This window comes from Salmonella sp. A29-2 (assembly GCF_020150755.1).
In the GTDB taxonomy this organism is placed as follows: Bacteria; Pseudomonadota; Gammaproteobacteria; order Enterobacterales; family Enterobacteriaceae; genus Salmonella; species Salmonella enterica.
The window spans coordinates 4,589,765-4,606,310 of the sequence record NZ_CP083731.1 but is presented as its reverse complement, the minus strand read 5'-3'; the positions used below and the strand labels follow the sequence as shown (position 1 = coordinate 4,606,310).

At 52.8% G+C, this 16,546-nt stretch carries 15 protein-coding genes; 3 read left to right on the top strand and 12 right to left on the bottom strand.

What is annotated here, in order from left to right; all coding sequences use genetic code 11:
* Positions 1 to 14: 14 nt before the first annotated feature.
* On the bottom strand, positions 15 to 1,523 hold the full coding sequence (gene glpK, locus K8W53_RS22325) for a glycerol kinase GlpK (protein WP_000136811.1): 1,509 nt from the start codon (positions 1,521 to 1,523) through the stop codon (positions 15 to 17).
* A 20-nt stretch (positions 1,524 to 1,543) separates the two neighbouring features.
* Positions 1,544 to 2,389 carry an MIP/aquaporin family protein gene (locus K8W53_RS22320; protein ID WP_000084285.1) on the bottom strand — a complete coding sequence of 282 codons (846 nt, stop codon included), beginning with the start codon at positions 2,387 to 2,389 and terminating at the stop codon, positions 1,544 to 1,546.
* Positions 2,390 to 2,787: 398 nt separating this feature from the next.
* Between K8W53_RS22320 and zapB the strand changes: the two genes are divergently transcribed.
* On the top strand, positions 2,788 to 3,027 hold the full coding sequence (gene zapB, locus K8W53_RS22315; RefSeq protein ID WP_000051370.1) for a septal ring assembly protein ZapB: 240 nt from the start codon (positions 2,788 to 2,790) through the stop codon (positions 3,025 to 3,027).
* A gap of 221 nt (positions 3,028 to 3,248) precedes the next feature.
* Here zapB and rraA read toward each other — a convergent pair whose 3' ends face one another.
* From rraA to priA, 7 genes are all read right to left on the bottom strand, one after another.
* On the bottom strand, positions 3,249 to 3,734 hold the full coding sequence (gene rraA / locus K8W53_RS22310; RefSeq protein WP_000872918.1) for a ribonuclease E activity regulator RraA: 486 nt from the start codon (positions 3,732 to 3,734) through the stop codon (positions 3,249 to 3,251).
* 92 nt (positions 3,735 to 3,826) lie between these two features.
* Complete coding sequence (gene menA / locus K8W53_RS22305; protein ID WP_000139639.1) at positions 3,827 to 4,756, bottom strand: 1,4-dihydroxy-2-naphthoate polyprenyltransferase; 930 nt, start codon at positions 4,754 to 4,756, stop codon at positions 3,827 to 3,829.
* 66 nt (positions 4,757 to 4,822) lie between these two features.
* Positions 4,823 to 6,154: an HslU--HslV peptidase ATPase subunit gene (hslU, locus tag K8W53_RS22300; protein WP_023224790.1), complete on the bottom strand. Its 1,332-nt coding sequence runs from the start codon at positions 6,152 to 6,154 to the stop codon at positions 4,823 to 4,825.
* A gap of 9 nt (positions 6,155 to 6,163) precedes the next feature.
* The gene (hslV, locus tag K8W53_RS22295; protein WP_000208240.1) at positions 6,164 to 6,694 is read right to left on the bottom strand and encodes an ATP-dependent protease subunit HslV; all 531 of its coding nucleotides are present in this window, start codon (positions 6,692 to 6,694) and stop codon (positions 6,164 to 6,166) included.
* 91 nt (positions 6,695 to 6,785) lie between these two features.
* Positions 6,786 to 7,760, bottom strand: a complete 975-nt coding sequence (ftsN, locus tag K8W53_RS22290; RefSeq protein WP_017441863.1) for a cell division protein FtsN — start codon at positions 7,758 to 7,760, stop codon at positions 6,786 to 6,788.
* 93 nt (positions 7,761 to 7,853) lie between these two features.
* A complete protein-coding gene (cytR, locus tag K8W53_RS22285) occupies positions 7,854 to 8,879 on the bottom strand; it encodes a DNA-binding transcriptional regulator CytR (RefSeq protein WP_000841337.1) in 1,026 nt (341 codons plus the stop codon).
* A gap of 154 nt (positions 8,880 to 9,033) precedes the next feature.
* The gene (gene priA / locus K8W53_RS22280; protein ID WP_023224788.1) at positions 9,034 to 11,232 is read right to left on the bottom strand and encodes a primosomal protein N'; all 2,199 of its coding nucleotides are present in this window, start codon (positions 11,230 to 11,232) and stop codon (positions 9,034 to 9,036) included.
* Between the two features lie 203 nt (positions 11,233 to 11,435).
* On the opposite strand from priA, the gene rpmE reads away from it, so the two are divergent.
* Positions 11,436 to 11,648, top strand: coding sequence for a 50S ribosomal protein L31 (gene rpmE, locus K8W53_RS22275; RefSeq protein WP_000715284.1), 213 nt, complete (start codon positions 11,436 to 11,438; stop codon positions 11,646 to 11,648).
* 45 nt (positions 11,649 to 11,693) lie between these two features.
* On the opposite strand, the gene K8W53_RS22270 is transcribed toward rpmE, so the two are convergent.
* The 3 genes from K8W53_RS22270 to metJ all read right to left on the bottom strand — a co-directional run bounded on the left by K8W53_RS22270 (position 11,694) and on the right by metJ (position 15,121).
* Positions 11,694 to 12,356, bottom strand: a complete 663-nt coding sequence (locus tag K8W53_RS22270) for a TIGR02117 family protein (protein WP_023224787.1) — start codon at positions 12,354 to 12,356, stop codon at positions 11,694 to 11,696.
* A gap of 200 nt (positions 12,357 to 12,556) precedes the next feature.
* Positions 12,557 to 14,347, bottom strand: coding sequence for an aryl-sulfate sulfotransferase (locus K8W53_RS22265; RefSeq protein ID WP_000899639.1), 1,791 nt, complete (start codon positions 14,345 to 14,347; stop codon positions 12,557 to 12,559).
* Positions 14,348 to 14,803: 456 nt separating this feature from the next.
* Entirely contained in the window at positions 14,804 to 15,121 is a 318-nt protein-coding gene (metJ, locus tag K8W53_RS22260; RefSeq protein WP_000852811.1) for a met regulon transcriptional regulator MetJ, read from the bottom strand.
* A gap of 264 nt (positions 15,122 to 15,385) precedes the next feature.
* On the opposite strand from metJ, the gene metB reads away from it, so the two are divergent.
* Entirely contained in the window at positions 15,386 to 16,546 is a 1,161-nt protein-coding gene (gene metB / locus K8W53_RS22255) for a cystathionine gamma-synthase (RefSeq protein WP_023224786.1), read from the top strand.

The window sequence follows — 16,546 nt, the reverse complement described above, 5'->3', positions numbered from 1 at the left end:
GCCGGATGGCGACCTTACTTGTCGTGATCTTCCCACGCCATTGCGCGTTTAACCGCTTTCTTCCAGCCGCTATAACGGTAGTTACGCTCGGTGGTTTCAATGCCGGGGCGGAATTCTCGCTCAATGACGGCTTTTTCCTGCAGCTCGTCCAGGTTCTGCCAGTAACCGACGGCCAGACCAGCCAGATAGGCGGCGCCCAGCGCGGTCACTTCGCGCACTTCCGGGCGTTCCACCCGCGTGCCGAGAATATCTGACTGGAACTGCATCAGGAAGTTGTTGGCCACTGCGCCGCCGTCCACACGCAAAGCGTGCAGGCGGATACCGGAGTCGGCCTGCATCGCTTCCAGTACGTCGCGGGTCTGGTAAGCGATGGATTCGAGCGTCGCGCGGATAATGTGATTAGAGTTCACGCCGCGGGTCAGGCCAAAAATGGCGCCGCGGGCATACGGATCCCAGTACGGCGCGCCCAGACCGGTGAAGGCTGGAACCACGTAGACACCGTTGGTATCTTTCACTTTCGTGGCGAAATATTCGGAGTCGAACGCGTCGCTGATGAGCTTCATTTCATCACGCAGCCATTGAATGGACGCTCCCGCCATAAACACCGCGCCTTCCAGCGCATAGTTGACTTCGCCGCTTGGGCCGCAGGCGATGGTGGTCAGCAGGCCGTTTTCCGATTTTACCGCTTTCTCGCCGGTGTTCATCAGCATAAAGCAGCCGGTGCCGTAGGTGTTCTTTGCCATTCCTTCCTTTACGCACAGTTGGCCGAAGAGCGCGGCCTGCTGATCCCCGGCAATCCCGGCGATAGGAATACGTGTACCGCCTTTACCGCCAATATTGGTCTGGCCGTAGACTTCGGAGGATTTACGTACCTGGGGCAGCATCGCGCGTGGGATATCCAGCACGTCCAGCATTTTATCGTCCCAGTCCAAATCATGGATGTTGAACAGCATGGTTCGTGAGGCGTTGGTGTAATCCGTAACGTGGACGCGGCCCTGCGTCATCTTCCAGATAAGCCAGGTATCCACCGTACCGAACAGCAGCTCGCCACGCTTCGCGCGTTCGCGCGAACCTTCCACATGGTCAAGGATCCATTTCACTTTAGTGCCAGAGAAGTACGGGTCGACGACCAGACCGGTATTGTCGCGGATGTAATCTTCCATGCCGTCGCGTTTAAGCTGTTCGCAAATATCGGCGGTACGACGGCACTGCCAGACAATAGCGTTGTATATCGGTTTGCCGGTTTCACGTTCCCAGACGATCGCGGTTTCACGTTGGTTGGTGATACCGATAGCGGCAATCTGATCGGAACTGATATCGGCCTTAGCCAGTACTTCTACCAGCGTTGAGCTTTGGGACGCCCAAATTTCCATCGGGTCGTGTTCTACCCAGCCTGGCTTAGGATAAATTTGCTCAAATTCACGCTGTGATACGCTGACGATATTCGCGTCATGATCCATAACGACCGCGCGGGAGCTGGTGGTACCCTGGTCGAGCGCAACGATATATTTTTTTTCAGTCATAATTTTGTCCCGTAATCAGATTACAGCGAAGCATTTTGTTGTGTGGTCGCGGTGGAGTCCTTCTCTTCCACGACGCAGGTATCGCACGGCAAATGACGGCCAATAAATTTGCGATAAGCAAACGCGCCCAGAATGGCGCCGACGATGGGGCCAAACAGCGGCACCAGGAAGTAAGGAATGTCTCTACCGCCGGTAAACGCAATTTCACCCCAACCGGCAAGCCCGGCGAACATTTTGGGGCCAAAGTCACGCGCCGGATTCATCGCAAACCCGGTCAACGGCCCCATAGAGGCACCGATAACGGCGATCAGTAAACCAATGAGCAGTGGCGCAAGCGGACCGCGAGGTACGCCGTTACCGTCGTCGGTCAGCGCCAGAATCAGCCCCATCAGAATAGCGGTAATCACCATTTCAACCGCGAAGGCCTGCACAAAATTGATATGAGGATTCGGGTAAGTTGAGAAAATGCCTGCGAGATCGAGACTTTCAACGCTGCCACGGACGATATGGTGGGTTTGTTCGAAGTCCACAAAAAGATTGTAATAAAGCCCGTAAACTAACGCCGCTGCGCAAAAGGCGCCGGCAACTTGAGAAATAATAAAAGGAACAACTTTACGTTTGTCGAAACAGGCAAATAGCCAGAGTGCGATGGTCACTGCCGGGTTCAGGTGTGCGCCAGAAACACCTGCCGTCAGGTAGATAGCCATCGCTACTCCCAGACCCCAGATGACGCTGATTTCCCACTGTCCAAAAGTAGCTCCGGCAACTTTAAGCGCAGCGACACAACCCACACCGAAAAAAATCAACAACCCGGTACCGAGGAATTCAGCAATGCACTGGCCTTTTAAGGTTGATGTTTGACTCATAATCGGATCCTGAAGAGTATGTAATGATTATTGGTATGCGAGGAGGTCATGGACATCCACGATGCCCTGTAGGCACACTGTTAATTTATCGTTAACGAGCAAAAACGAGAAATATCGAAATCAAAATGTGTGTACTGCGTCAATAAAATGAGCGTTATCGCGCCATGAGGCGCATTTTGAGACAGCAGAAGAGAGTGAATTGAATCATTTCATTAACCAATATGTTAACACTTTTAAGTTATTGAATGAATGTTACCAGGAGATGGATGAAAATTGCTGCAAACCGCGATCTACGCGGTATGTCGCTGGACAGCGAGAGCGGGGCTTCATACAATCGACACTATATATTGTGCGCGTTTACGTGAAGCGTCGCCTTGCAATTCAGGAGAGGTAAGATCATGTCTTTAGAAGTGTTTGAGAAACTGGAAGCAAAAGTACAGCAGGCGATTGACACCATCACCCTGTTACAGATGGAAATTGAAGAGCTGAAAGAAAAGAACAACAGCCTGACGCAGGAAGTGCAGTCTGCACAGCATCAACGTGAAGAACTCGAGCGTGAAAATAATTCTCTGAAGGAACAGCAGAGCGGCTGGCAGGAACGTTTGCAGGCGCTGCTTGGTCGTATGGAAGAAGTCTAATCCTCGTCATATTTCACGTTATGGCGGCGTTGGCTGCGTGCGTTCACCCCAGTCACATAGTGGCCTATGCTCCTGGGGATTCACTTACTTGCCGCCTTGCCCTGACGCGAAATCTATAGAGGATTTAGAATGCGGATACCGGTGGGCCGGATAAGGCGTAAGCCGACATCCGGCAATCAGCGACAATGCATAAAAAAGGCGCCTTACGGCGCCTTTTTTGATCACTCGATATCAAGCGGGTCTTCGGAAAGGATAATCCCGGTGTTGTCGGCATAGAGATGATCGCCGGAGAAGAACGTCACGCCGCCGAAATTGACGCGCACATCGCTTTCCCCAATGCCTTCACCTGCGGCGCCAACCGGAATGGCGGCGATCGCCTGAATGCCGATATCCAGCTCTTCCAGATCGTCCACCTGACGCACCGCGCCATAGATAACCAGCCCTTCCCATTCATTTTGCGTGGCCAGACGCGCCAGCTCCGCATCGACTAATGCACGACGGACAGAACCGCCGCCATCGACCAGCAGAACCCGACCACGGCCATTTTGTTCGAGCAGATCGTACAGCAACCCGTTGTCCTCGAAACATTTTACCGTGATGATTTGTCCGCCAAACGACGACCGCCCTCCAAAATTAGAGAACAGCGGTTCCACGACGTTGACATCTTCCTGATAGATGTCACAAAGCTCGGAAGTATCGTATTTCATAGGCTTAACGTTCAGTTGCTGCGAGAATTTTTAGTATATCGCGCTAAGTATACTGTTGGCAAAATCATCAATTGTTAATTGATATTTGTCAGTTAAACGGCCCACTGACTTAAGAGTATCCCAATCACAAATAACAGGTTGGTTAACAACGCGCCTTTAACGGTACGTTCAAGCATCGGGCGCATTGCCGCAGGCTCCCTTTCGCGCATTACATAGCGCGCTTGTTTAATGAGCAATGGCGCGGCCAGAATAAACAACCATCCCCACGGACTGTGTAGCGAGAGCAGATTAAACAGCGCCAGACAGAGCAGCGCGCCTAGCAACAGGCAGGCGTGATAACGACGCGCGTTGACATCGCCCAGTCGTACTACAAGGGTGTTTTTGCCGTTCTCTCTGTCGCTATTAATATCGCGCAGGTTATTAATATTCAGCACCGCCGTCGCCAGTAAACCGCAGGCGGTGGCCGGGAGAATCAGCGCCGGAATCAGCGTATGCGCCTGGAGATACCAGCTCCCCATGACACTTAGCCAGCCAAAGAATACCAGGACAGAGATATCACCCAGCCCGATATAACCGTAGGGCCGATTACCCACGGTGTAGGTGATGGCGGCGATAATCGACAGCCCGCCCAAAATCAGGAAGCCGACAAAATCGGTTAACGTATGGCACGCGACCGCCACCAGCGCCAGTCCGGAGATACAGATCAGCACGACGGTAATGATTAACGCCCGCTTCATCTCCTGCCGGGTGATGACGCCTTTTTGCATCCCCCGCAGCGGCCCGATGCGATCCGGTTTATCACTGCCTTTGACAGCGTCGCCATAATCGTTGGCGAGGTTGGATAAAATTTGCAACAGCCCGGCGGTGATAAGGGCCAGCAGCGCGACCAGAGGATCGAAATAGCCTTGCCACCATGCCAGGGCCGTACCGACGATAATCGCCGCGAAGGCGAGGGGTAAGGTTTTGGGTCGTAAGCTTTCCAGCCAGGCCTGAGTGCGGCTAATTTGTTGTTGTTCAGTCATATTTAGCGCCAATAAAAATGGGGCTTTTCAGCCCCATCAACAGTGATGAAAATGCATTGGACGCGATTATAAGATAAAACGGCTTAGATCTTCATCTGCGACCAGCGCATCCAGATGTTTGCTCACATATTCCGCATCAATTGTGATGTTTTGGCCGTGCAGATCGCTGGCGTTATAGGAAATTTCTTCCATCAGACGCTCCAGTACGGTATGCAGACGGCGCGCGCCGATGTTTTCGGTGGTTTCGTTAACCTGCCAGGCGGCTTCGGCAATACGTTTAATACCGGAATCGGTGAACTCGATATTGACGCCTTCAGTTGCCATCAGCGCTTTATACTGCACGGTGACGGAGGCGTTTGGCTCGGTCAAAATGCGTTCGAAATCGCTGGTGGTCAGCGCCTGAAGCTCAACGCGAATCGGCAGGCGGCCCTGCAGTTCCGGGATCAGATCAGACGGCTTCGCCACCTGGAACGCGCCAGAGGCGATAAACAGAATGTGATCCGTTTTGACCATCCCGTGTTTGGTCGAAACCGTGCAGCCTTCTACCAGCGGCAGTAAGTCGCGCTGTACGCCTTCGCGTGAAACATCCGGGCCGGAGGTTTCGCCACGCTTACAAATTTTGTCAATTTCATCGATAAACACGATGCCGTGCTGTTCAACCGCGTCGATAGCGTCCTGTTTCAGCTCTTCCGGGTTGACCAGCTTAGCAGCTTCTTCTTCAACCAACAGTTTCATCGCGTCTTTAATTTTCAGCTTACGCGGTTTCTGTTTCTGACCGCCCAGGTTCTGGAACATAGACTGCAACTGGCTGGTCATCTCTTCCATGCCCGGAGGCGCCATAATCTCTACGCCAATCGGCGCGGCGGCGAGGTTAATCTCGATCTCTTTATCGTCGAGCTGGCCTTCGCGCAGTTTTTTGCGGAACGTTTGACGGGCGGCAGAAGGCTCCTGCTGCTGTTCGGCCTGGCCCCAGTTATTTTTTGCGGGTGGGATCAGTACGTCGAGAATACGTTCTTCCGCCAACTCTTCCGCACGATAGCGGTTTTTCTCGATAGCCTGTACGCGAACCATTTTCACAGCGGCATCGGTCAGATCGCGGATGATAGAGTCCACTTCTTTCCCGACATAGCCCACTTCGGTGAATTTGGTGGCTTCGACTTTAATGAATGGCGCGTTGGCGAGTTTTGCCAGACGACGGGCGATTTCGGTTTTACCGACGCCGGTCGGGCCAATCATCAGAATATTTTTCGGCGTCACTTCGTGGCGCAGCTCTTCATCAAGCTGCATACGACGCCAGCGGTTACGCAATGCAATCGCCACGGAACGCTTTGCGTTATCCTGGCCGATAATGTGTTTGTTCAGTTCGCTGACAATTTCGCGTGGGGTCATTTCAGACATGAGAGGTCCTTACGCTTTGGCGGTCAATTCTTCAATGGTGTGGAAATGGTTGGTGTAAATGCAGATATCGCCTGCAATATCCAACGCCTTTTCAGCAATTTCGCGCGCGCCGAGCTCGGTATTTTCCAACAGAGCGCGAGCGGCAGCCTGGGCATAAGGACCGCCGGAGCCGATAGCAATTAAATCGTTTTCAGGTTGAACGACATCGCCGTTACCCGTGATGATGAGCGAGGCGGTTTCATCCGCGACGGCCAGCAACGCTTCCAGTTTGCGTAGCATACGGTCGGTACGCCAGTCTTTCGCCAGTTCAACGGCGGCTTTGACCAGGTGCCCCTGATGCATTTCCAGTTTACGTTCAAACAGCTCGAACAGCGTGAATGCATCCGCAGTACCGCCCGCAAAGCCCGCAATGACCTTGTCGTTGTAGAGGCGGCGGACTTTCTTCACGTTGCCTTTCATTACTGTGTTACCCAGTGTGGCCTGACCATCACCGGCGATTACCACGTGGCCGTTACGGCGTACGCTTACTATTGTTGTCACGAGCAGACCCCTTGGTTACTAATGCTGAATTGCGGCCCCGTACGGCGTACGGGGCATAATGCAAGTATAGATGGGGGAGATTTTGAGGGTTTCAACCCCCGGTGGCGAGTCGAATGCAGTTTGTATGGCCCGCCATCTTCAGACGGTTAATGGTGCTGTCGGCATTTTCTTTACCTTTCACCGGCCCGATAACCACGCGATTCCAGCCGTTATTGGTGGTAATTTTGGAGTCAAAGCCTTCAAATGCCAGCTGAGCGCGGACGCTTTCTGCCTGCTCAGCGCCTTTGAATGAACCACATTGCACCATCCAGCGACGTTCATCTTTTTTCTCTGCTGTCGCCTTCGGCGCTTCAGGCGCGCGCGTAATTGGCGCGGCTTTTGGCGCTGCCGCGCTGGTATGCGCCGGCGTTTGCAGCAAATCCTGATAAGGTTGCTGCGAGGCCGTCTGCTTCGGCGGCTGACTTTGGCGCGCAGGTTGCGCTGGGGCGGACTGTACCGTGCGCGTTTGCGGCTGCTCGTTTACCCGCGGCTGCGTGCGTGGTTGCTGAACAGTCTGCGTTTGAGCCCACTGCTGCTGCTGCGCCTGACGCTGGCGCTGTAGCGTTTGCTGGCGTTGTTCTGGCGTCTGCTCGTTCCACGGCACTTCGTTAAGTTGCGTTGGCTGCTGACGCATATCCGCCTGCATCTGCTCCAGGAGTTGGCGCTGTTCGCTGGTGAGCTGATTCGGATTCATGACTTCGCCGCCGGCGGACGGTTCCGTTGGCGTACGCACGCCCGGCTGGCGACTTTCCAGCTCTTTGATGTAACGCCAGCGCTCTTCCGGTTTTGGCGGAAGCCCATTGCCGGTGACTTTCTGGTTTTGTAGCGTTTCGGACTCTTCTTTCTTATGGTGAGTAATGAAGTACAGACCGCCGATAAAGGTCACAAGGACGGCTGCCGCAATCGCGACCATTGCCGGCGAGACGGCAGGCATGTTGCTTTGCTTCTTCCGTGAGTTCCGTGAGGTGCTCTTTTTGCGCCGCGAAGGAGCCGGTTGGCCGCGACGTACATAATCTCGTTGTGCCACTATCGTTTCGCTGTATTTATTCGTTCGTCAGCCCGTCATGTTACTGAAGCGGCGGGCCTTTGACCAGACAGGTGAGTCTTAAAGCTATTTACTTTAGGGTAAAGCGCGCGTAGAACCGCGAATAATCAGCTCGCAATCCATTAAACGCGAGCCGCTGCTCACATTTTGCCCCTGCATCTGATCGAGCAACAGCAGCATCGCCTCGCGACCAATGTCAAAACGCGGCTGCGCCACGGTTGTCAACGGAGGGTCGCAAAACTCGGCTAGCGCGATATTGTCAAAGCCGATAATCGACAGATCGTCAGGCACTTTCAGACCCTGGCGCTTGGCCCAGGAGAGGGCGCCCAGCGCCATTACGTCGCTATGACAAAAGACGGCGGTAGGCGGCAACGGTTGCTCAAGCAACTGCTTTAATGCGTTTGCCCCGGCTTCAAAGGTAAAGTCGCCACGGGCGATGTAATGCGGATCGACCACAATGCCACTGCGTCTTAATGCCTGTACGTAACCTTGTAAGCGATAGTGACAGAGCGGCATATCTTCCGGCCCCGCAATACAACCAATCCGCTTGTGGCCCAAATCCAACAGGTAGTTCATGGCATTGAACGCGGCGGTCAGGTTATCGATATGTACCGTCGGCAGTTCAAGCTCCGGCGCAAACTCATTCGACATCACCATCGGAGGCAAATTGCGCTGCTCCTCAACGCTGGCGTCAAAGGGCAGTCGGGAACTGAGAAGTACCATGCCGTCGATCTGTTTGGTGATGATGAGATTAAGAAAGGTTTTTTCTTTCTGGTTTTGATGGGCGCAATCGCCAATCAGCACCAGATACCCCTGTTCTGCCGCGGTCACTTCGATACCGCGGATAATTTCACTGAAGAAGGGATCGCAAATATCCGGGACAATCACCAGAATCGTACGGGATTCATTGCGTTTTACATTTCGCCCCATCGACTGCGGGAAATAACCCACTTCAAGCGCGGCCTGTTCAACCCGGCTACGGGTCGACTGGGAGACTTTATCGGGGTTCATTAACGCGCGGGATACGGTTGCCGTAGAGACTTTCGCCTTCAACGCAACATCCTTCATCGTAGCGGCAGTAACCTGCTTGTTCGATTTCACTCTTTCTCCTCGCCTGGGAACTGCTGGCGCAGATCTATCCCTGGTAACACTCATCGAAAACATTTTTATCAGATAGTGCGTGGAAGCGGTTACAGAATTTTCATAAAAAGTGTGATGGATCTTTAATTTTACGATCCGCCTCGCATCGTGAGGACTATCCTTCAATCGGATCGACGTCCAGAACCCATTTAACTTTCCGCGCTTCCGGGAGCGTATTGATCAACGCCAGCGTGCCGCTGATGATGTGTTGCAGGCGAATCCGTGAAGGATGCTGAAGTAAAATTTGCCAGCGATAGCGGCCGCCGCGTTTTGGCGCGAGGGCCGGAACCGGACCTAAGATCCACAGCTTATCGTCTGATAGCGGGCTGGCCTGAATCAGATTACGCAACTGTTGGAGAAAGACGGGCGCCTGCTGATTGTTATGATCCTCTGCGCGAATAATGACGTGGCTGGTCCACGGCGGAAGCTGGAGCGTTTGCCGTTCCGCCAGCGCCTGCTCCGCAAACGCATCATAGCCTTTATACAGTAACGTTTGCAGCAGGGGATGCTCAGGATGGTGCGTTTGGAGCACCACTTCGCCCTGTTTGCCCGCGCGCCCGGCGCGGCCGGAAACCTGAGTGTAGAGCTGGGCGAAGCGTTCCGCCGAACGAAAATCTGCGGAAAAAAGCGCGCCATCGACATCCAGCAACGCCACCAGCGTGACATCCGGAAAGTGATGGCCTTTCGCCAGCATTTGTGTGCCTATCAGGATGCGTGCTCCGCCGCGGTGAACTTCCGCCAGATGCTGCTCCAGCGCGCCTTTACGACTGGTGGTATCACGGTCGATTCGTGAGATCGGCACGCCGGGGAAGAAGGGCGCCAGCACCTGCTCCAGCTGTTCCGTCCCTAACCCAACCGGTAACATATGTGTGGAGCCGCAGGAGGGGCACTGACGCGGTACCGGACGCTGGCTGTCGCAGTGATGACAGCGTAAATGATGCTGCGCCTGGTGCAGCGTGTAGTAGTGATCACAACGCGGGCACTCCGCAATCCAGCCGCAGTCGTGGCAAAGCAGCGCGGGCGCGAATCCCCGGCGGTTAAGAAATAAAATTACCTGATTGTCGGCCTGGAGATGTTGGCGCATACGGGCGATAAGGGCGGGCGCCAGTCCCGCCTGAAGACGCTGTCCTTTTAAATCCAGCACATGCTGCAGGGCTGGACGGGCATTGCCTGCGCGCCGCGTCAGACGCAGCATCCGGTATTTTTTCTGCCGCACGTTGCATAGCGTTTCCAGGGCTGGGGTGGCGGAGCCGAGAATAATCGGGATCTGCTCGCTATGGGCGCGATACACAGCCAAATCGCGGGCATGGTAGCGCCACCCTTCCTGCTGTTTATAAGAGCTGTCGTGCTCTTCGTCGATGACAATCACGCCAAGATTTTTAAACGGCGTAAACAGCGAGGAGCGCGTGCCGATGACAATCGCCGCTTCGCCGTTTTTCGCTTTCAGCCATGCCGAAAGACGCTCGCTGTCGTTTAGCCCGGAATGCAGCACTTCCACCGGCGCGTTAAAACGTTCGCGAAAACGGGCGATCGTTTGCGGCGTCAGGCCGATTTCCGGCACCATCACCAGCGCCTGTTTGCCCTGGGCGAGGACGTTTTCCAGCACGCTCAGATACACTTCGGTCTTGCCGGAACCGGTTACGCCTGCCAGCAACCAGGCGGAGAAACCGTCCGACGCGCTGTGAATCGCGCCGACTGCTGTCGCCTGTTCGGTATTCAGCCGCAGGCGCGCTCCTGCGACGGCATAACGCTCCCGCCAGTCGGTAAACGCGGGCGTTTCACTGGCAAGCTCACAAAGTCCCTTACGCCGCAGCGTTTGCAGCGTGGCGTCAGTAAAATCAAGCTCGGCTACCTGATAGCGCCAGATCTTTCCTTGCCGTAGCGCCGCCAGCGCCTGTTGTTGTTTGGCGGAGCGTTTCAGGCTGTTGATATCGACGGCTTGCCCCTCTTCGGTGGCGAACCAATACCATAGGGGCGCGTTGCTGGCTGGTTTTCCCTGACGCAATAAAACCGGCAGAGCGTGAAACAGAACGTCGCCGAGGGGATGGTGGTAGTAATCCGCCGCCCAGAGGAGTAAGCGCCAGATGGAGGGAGAAAAGATTGGCTCGTTATCCAGGATTTCAATGACCGATTTTAATTCATCGAGCGGCAATTCGCTGTGGTCGCTAACCGAGACGACAATGCCCACGCGCTCTTGCTGCTTGCCGAACGGCACGCGCACGCGGCACCCGGCTTTGGCGACCCCGCCTTCCGGCAGCAGGTAATCAAAGGTTCGGGGAAGCGGAACGGGCAAGGCAACGTGCGCGACGGACATAGCATCTTCCTGACTTGAAATTTCGTCGGGTAGTATACACATTACGATAAGGGAGCGCGGATCAGTTTGCATACGGTGGTCAAATTCTGTATGATTCGCCGCCTTTGGTGCGTGTTGTGAGCATCAAACCCTTTACTATTAACTTCGCGTGGTGTCTGGCGTTAGGGCTGGAAGAGCGACGCGGCCTTACACTGAGGTTCCCCATGAAAAAAGGTATTCACCCGAATTACGTAGAAATTACTGCAACCTGTTCTTGCGGTAATGTTATCAAAACCCACTCTACCGTGGGTCACGACCTGAACCTGGACGTGTGCGGCAAATGCCACCCGTTCTTCACTGGTAAGCAGCGTGTTGTTGATACCGGTGGTCGTGTTGAGCGCTTCAACAAGCGCTTCAGCATCCCTGGCAGCAAATAAGTTACCGCCAGAAAAAAAAGCGCCGCAGGGCGCTTTTTTTGTTTTCTAGGGATAACAGTATTTGTTCAGACACATTCTGTGATCCGTAATCGCTTTCATTACGCTTCCTGCCGTGAGTTTTAACGAAGGATTTATAGTCAGTCCCGCGCTTTCCAGCCCCTTCGCTGTCCATTTATTGCAGGTATTGAGTATGCCGTAGCGGCCATTCGCGGCGTAAAACTGGCTATCGCCGTAAATTCCTTGTTTTAACGGAATCAGATTACCCTCTGCGTCACGCGCAAAGCTGCGGCCCAGATAACGCATCAGACTGTTACGCTGGTTTGTGTGCAGGAGCAGTGATTTTATCTCGCTACCGGCGAAATAGCGTTCTGGTTGACCGGAAAAGGCGACGATGTGCATAACCGCGCCGGATGACCAGAACATGGCCTGGAGCGTAAGCGCGGTGGTTATTTCTTGTGACTGATAAAAGCCCTTATCGCCCCAGCCGATTTCATACCACTGCGTCTCCTGAGCGAACCGTTTTTTAAGCTGTGGCAGAACGGTATTAACATCATGGGCCGGCGCAATAATTCCCGTGTGCCAGCCATGACTGACGATATAGATTTCCGTCGGGGAGAGCTGTCCGCCTGTCGTAGGTTTTACGGCTTGTGGAAAGGTTGTGCAGCCATATAGCAATAAACTTAACCAGGCGATAAAGAGATTTTGCATGACATATCACCAGCAAAGGCGCGGTATGTTGTGGCGTTTGTCTAATGGCGCTGCGTTTATCGGGTCGGTGCCGGATTGGTAATTCATTGATATTTTTGCATTCCTCTTCGAGGGCAATAAGGCGAATGTCATAACTACAATACGTTTTAACTATTCAGGCGGAAGTTAGCTTCCGCCTGTTTTACTTTTACTATCTCGCTTTATTTTTTAAACATCTGCTCTGGATCGATAATCAGCGCCCGATAACCCAGCATACCGGCACGGTTACTGTGTACTTTTAGCTCCAGCATCACATCCTGAGTACCGTCTTTGACTTCATCCAGAACGGAAACGATCGGTTTTGTACCGCTCATTCCCGCTGTAGCCGAGTACATGAACATCGTTTTGGTTTCCGGGCGATATTCCGTGACGGAAGTAATGGCGCTGTACCAGTCAAAACCGCGCTCTTTACCATATTCCCACATTTGGGAAACTGTCATATTTTTTTCGTCAATTTGATATTCCACGCCGCGGGAATATTTCATTGATGGCATGGCCGGTTGTTCCATGCCGCGCGCATCGCCGTTATCAAAGGCGGTCACGACGGTTTTACCTCCGGTGCTTTTGGATGGCACTAACCAACCGGTATGTTGTGTCCATGTCCAGTCAAATCCACCGTCGCAGTGGTGCGCTTCGCAGGTTAGTGGTTTACCGTTGCTGTCTACGGGTTTCAGCACTTTTTTCGCCAGTTCGCCTTTCCAGCCGGATGGATCGGAAAGTATCCATTTCACTTTTTTATCGCGACCAATTTTGATGATGGCAGACTGGTGGCGCGAGCTAATGATAATGCTGTCGTCGCGAGGATCGTAGCTGACGGAGTTAACATGCGCCCAGTTGCGGCCCGGGCCGGAGCCCGCGATATCGCCGAAGGGTTGTTTTGCAAGCTGCTCTTTGGTCATGACCTGACCGGAATGTTCGGCATCGACGCTCAAACATACCGCTCCCTGATCCATCGCCAGAATAACGTCGTCACGATAGGGGTCGAGGATTTTTGGCAGATCCCAGTAATCGACGGTATCGCCGTTCTGGTCAACTTCAAGAATATGATCACGCACCGTATTGATGGTGTATTTACCATTTAATGGATAATTTTCTTTTGCGACACGCAGCAGGTAGGTGCCTTTCGGCGTTTCGGTAATGGCGTGCGAAAAATCAATAAATCCTTTTGGCAGTCGTTTATCGGAAATAACGCGGCCTAAGAAATCATATTTAAAGTAACGTTGACCCTGGCCAAAAATAAGATTGCCATCGTTAACCTGATGGAAGCTCATCATGGAACCAAAGCGCGTTATATCATCCTGGTTACGGAATTTATCAATATTCATATAGCCGCGAACATCGCCATTCGTATCGCTAATCCAGTTGATACCGGTATAATCCCAGTTCGCCGCGCCGCCTGCGACATGCATAATGTGGCCGGCTCTTGGCATCCCTGTTATATGGTTAAAAAGATATAAGCGATTTTTAAGCGAGCTATCGACTTTAACCGGTTCTACCGTAGGAAGAACGGCAGTTTGCCCGGTAGTAGAGGGTAATGATACCGGTGCGGCGTAAATGGACCACGTATAAGTTTGTTTTTTACCTTCTTCAGTCCAGTCAACTTTAACCTTATTGACATAATCTGGATACAAGCCAAATACAGGTATGCCGTCATGGGTATTTATAGCCTGCGGGCCGACATCATAACTGATCGGGATGCCTTTTTCCCCTTTCCCTAAAACGGTAACCTTCACGTCCTGTACATTATGATTGGCTTTATTAATGATTGCTGTTAATGGGAAAACGCCGCCGTAGGGAGCGACATCGACCATACCTAATGGCCCTTCATGTACTGGAATGACATCTGCTGATGCGACCATTGGCCTGTTTGGGTCTAAAACGCCTGAGGCCAAAACGCTGCCGCTCAAACACAGGCAGCATAATACAGGTAAGACTTTCCTTGTAAATAACATATTTATTTCCCCATTCGATATTATCGATAAAATGAATGTATATTAACCTTCTTATTTATCGGAGATGAAAAAACATTTAAAAAAGTAAAACAATCCGCGGAGGGGAATAATGATGTTGGTCACAAATATGAGGTGTTCATGGTCTTTTTAACAATACTCATCGTTATACTATTTGTTCAGTAAATATATGGCGGTGTATTATTATTCATGTACGCTTTGCTACGTGAAACTTTAAATAAAGATTGGAAGTTTAAATATAATAAAATTATATCGGTTATGGCATGTCGGGAATTTTTTTCAGGAAAATAAAGAAGAGAAACTTATCATGTCTGACAAATTTATCCACCGAGGGCTATTCGGGAAGATGAACGTTTAGAAAAATGTCGGAGATAGCCGTGTACAGGGGGAATCGTTAAAAAAGCGCGGCCAGAGGCGTTCTGACCGCATGCTTTGCTATCAGTATTCCCACGTTTCCGGGTCAATCCCCATCTCACGCATGATCTCTTTTGCCGCTTCCGGGATTTCATCGCTGCGCTCTTTTCGCAGATCGGCATCATCCGGCAAGGGTTGCCCGGTAAAGGCGTGCAGAAATGCTTCACACAACAGCTCGCTGTTGGTGGCGTGGCGCAGGTTGTTCACCTGACGACGCGTACGTTCATCGGTGAGGATTTTTAACACCTTCAGAGGAATGGAAACCGTAATTTTTTTGACTTGCTCACTCTTCTTACCGTGCTCAGCGTATGGGCTGATATATTCGCCGCTCCATTCAGCCATGAGATACTTAATCCTCTTCGTCATTAATATTGAGGTCTGAACCTGAGCCCGGACCATAATCGCGCGTAGTTTACCGTAGTGGCGCGGCCCTGACACGAAGTTAGCGGTCGCAGATGTGCGCTAATGCATATAATTTTAACGGCTATTTGCGGTTTGCTCAATCTATACGCAAAGAAGTTTAGATGTCCAGATGTATTGACGTCTATTGTGGTAGTGGTTAATCTGTGGTCTGACTTTCACCGACTCAGCCAGGAATATCTTCATATGACGCGTAAACAGGCCACTATCGCAGTGCGTAGCGGATTAAACGACGACGAGCAATACGGCTGCGTTGTGCCGCCAATCCACCTCTCCAGTACCTATAACTTTACCGGTTTCAATGAGCCGCGCGCGCATGATTATTCCCGCCGCGGTAATCCCACGCGTGATGTGGTTCAGCGCGCATTAGCGGAACTGGAAGGCGGCGCGGGCGCGGTATTGACGAATACCGGCATGTCAGCGATTCATCTGGTCACCACCGTTTTCCTCAAGCCGGGCGATCTGCTGGTCGCGCCGCATGATTGCTACGGCGGCAGTTATCGTCTGTTTGACAGTCTGGCGACACGCGGCTGTTATCGTGTGCGGTTTGTCGATCAGGGCGATGAACGCGCCTTACAGGCGGCGCTGGAAGAAAAACCGAAGCTGGTACTGGTAGAAAGTCCAAGTAATCCATTGTTACGCGTGGTGGATATTGCGAAAATCTGTCGGCTGGCGCGCGAGGCGGGCGCAGTGAGCGTCGTTGATAACACGTTTTTAAGCCCGGCGCTGCAAAATCCGCTGGCGTTGGGTGCCGATCTGGTGTTGCATTCATGCACGAAATATCTCAACGGTCATTCGGATGTCGTGGCCGGCGTGGTGATTGCTAAAGATCCGGAAATGGTCACTGAACTGGCGTGGTGGGCGAATAATATTGGCGTCACTGGCGGGGCGTTTGATAGCTATCTGCTGCTGCGCGGTTTGCGAACTCTGGTGCCGCGTATGGAGCTGGCGCAGCGCAACGCGCAGGCGATTGTGAAATATCTGCAAACCCAGCCGTTGGTGAAAAAACTGTATCACCCGTCGCTGCCGGAAAATCAGGGGCATGAAATTGCCGCGCGCCAGCAAAAAGGCTTTGGCGCAATGTTGAGTTTTGAACTGGATGGGGATGAGGAGACGCTGCGTCGTTTTCTGGGCAGGCTGTCGCTGTTTACGCTGGCGGAATCTTTAGGGGGAGTGGAAAGTTTGATCTCTCACGCCGCCACCATGACGCATGCCGGTATGTCGCCGCAGGCGCGTGCCGCCGCCGGGATCTCCGAAACGCTACTGCGTATCTCCACCGGTATTGAAGATGGCGAAGATTTAATTGCCGACCTGGAAAATGGCTTCCGGGCTGCAAACAAGGGGTAA

Bases quoted from the DNA above. Each gene is read 5' to 3' on its own strand.
- glpK (WP_000136811.1), bottom strand. From the start codon at position 1,523: ATGACTGAAAAAAAATATATCGTTGCGCTCGACCAGGGTACCACCAGC.
- K8W53_RS22320 (WP_000084285.1), bottom strand. From the start codon at position 2,389: ATGAGTCAAACATCAACCTTAAAAGGCCAGTGCATTGCTGAATTCCTC.
- metB (WP_023224786.1), top strand. From the start codon at position 15,386: ATGACGCGTAAACAGGCCACTATCGCAGTGCGTAGCGGATTAAACGAC.
- rraA (WP_000872918.1), bottom strand. From the start codon at position 3,734: ATGAAATACGATACTTCCGAGCTTTGTGACATCTATCAGGAAGATGTC.
- K8W53_RS22270 (WP_023224787.1), bottom strand. From the start codon at position 12,356: ATGCAAAATCTCTTTATCGCCTGGTTAAGTTTATTGCTATATGGCTGC.
- K8W53_RS22265 (WP_000899639.1), bottom strand. From the start codon at position 14,347: ATGTTATTTACAAGGAAAGTCTTACCTGTATTATGCTGCCTGTGTTTG.
- metJ (WP_000852811.1), bottom strand. From the start codon at position 15,121: ATGGCTGAATGGAGCGGCGAATATATCAGCCCATACGCTGAGCACGGT.
- hslU (WP_023224790.1), bottom strand. From the start codon at position 6,154: ATGTCTGAAATGACCCCACGCGAAATTGTCAGCGAACTGAACAAACAC.
- rpmE (WP_000715284.1), top strand. From the start codon at position 11,436: ATGAAAAAAGGTATTCACCCGAATTACGTAGAAATTACTGCAACCTGT.
- priA (WP_023224788.1), bottom strand. From the start codon at position 11,232: ATGTCCGTCGCGCACGTTGCCTTGCCCGTTCCGCTTCCCCGAACCTTT.
- menA (WP_000139639.1), bottom strand. From the start codon at position 4,756: ATGACTGAACAACAACAAATTAGCCGCACTCAGGCCTGGCTGGAAAGC.
- zapB (WP_000051370.1), top strand. From the start codon at position 2,788: ATGTCTTTAGAAGTGTTTGAGAAACTGGAAGCAAAAGTACAGCAGGCG.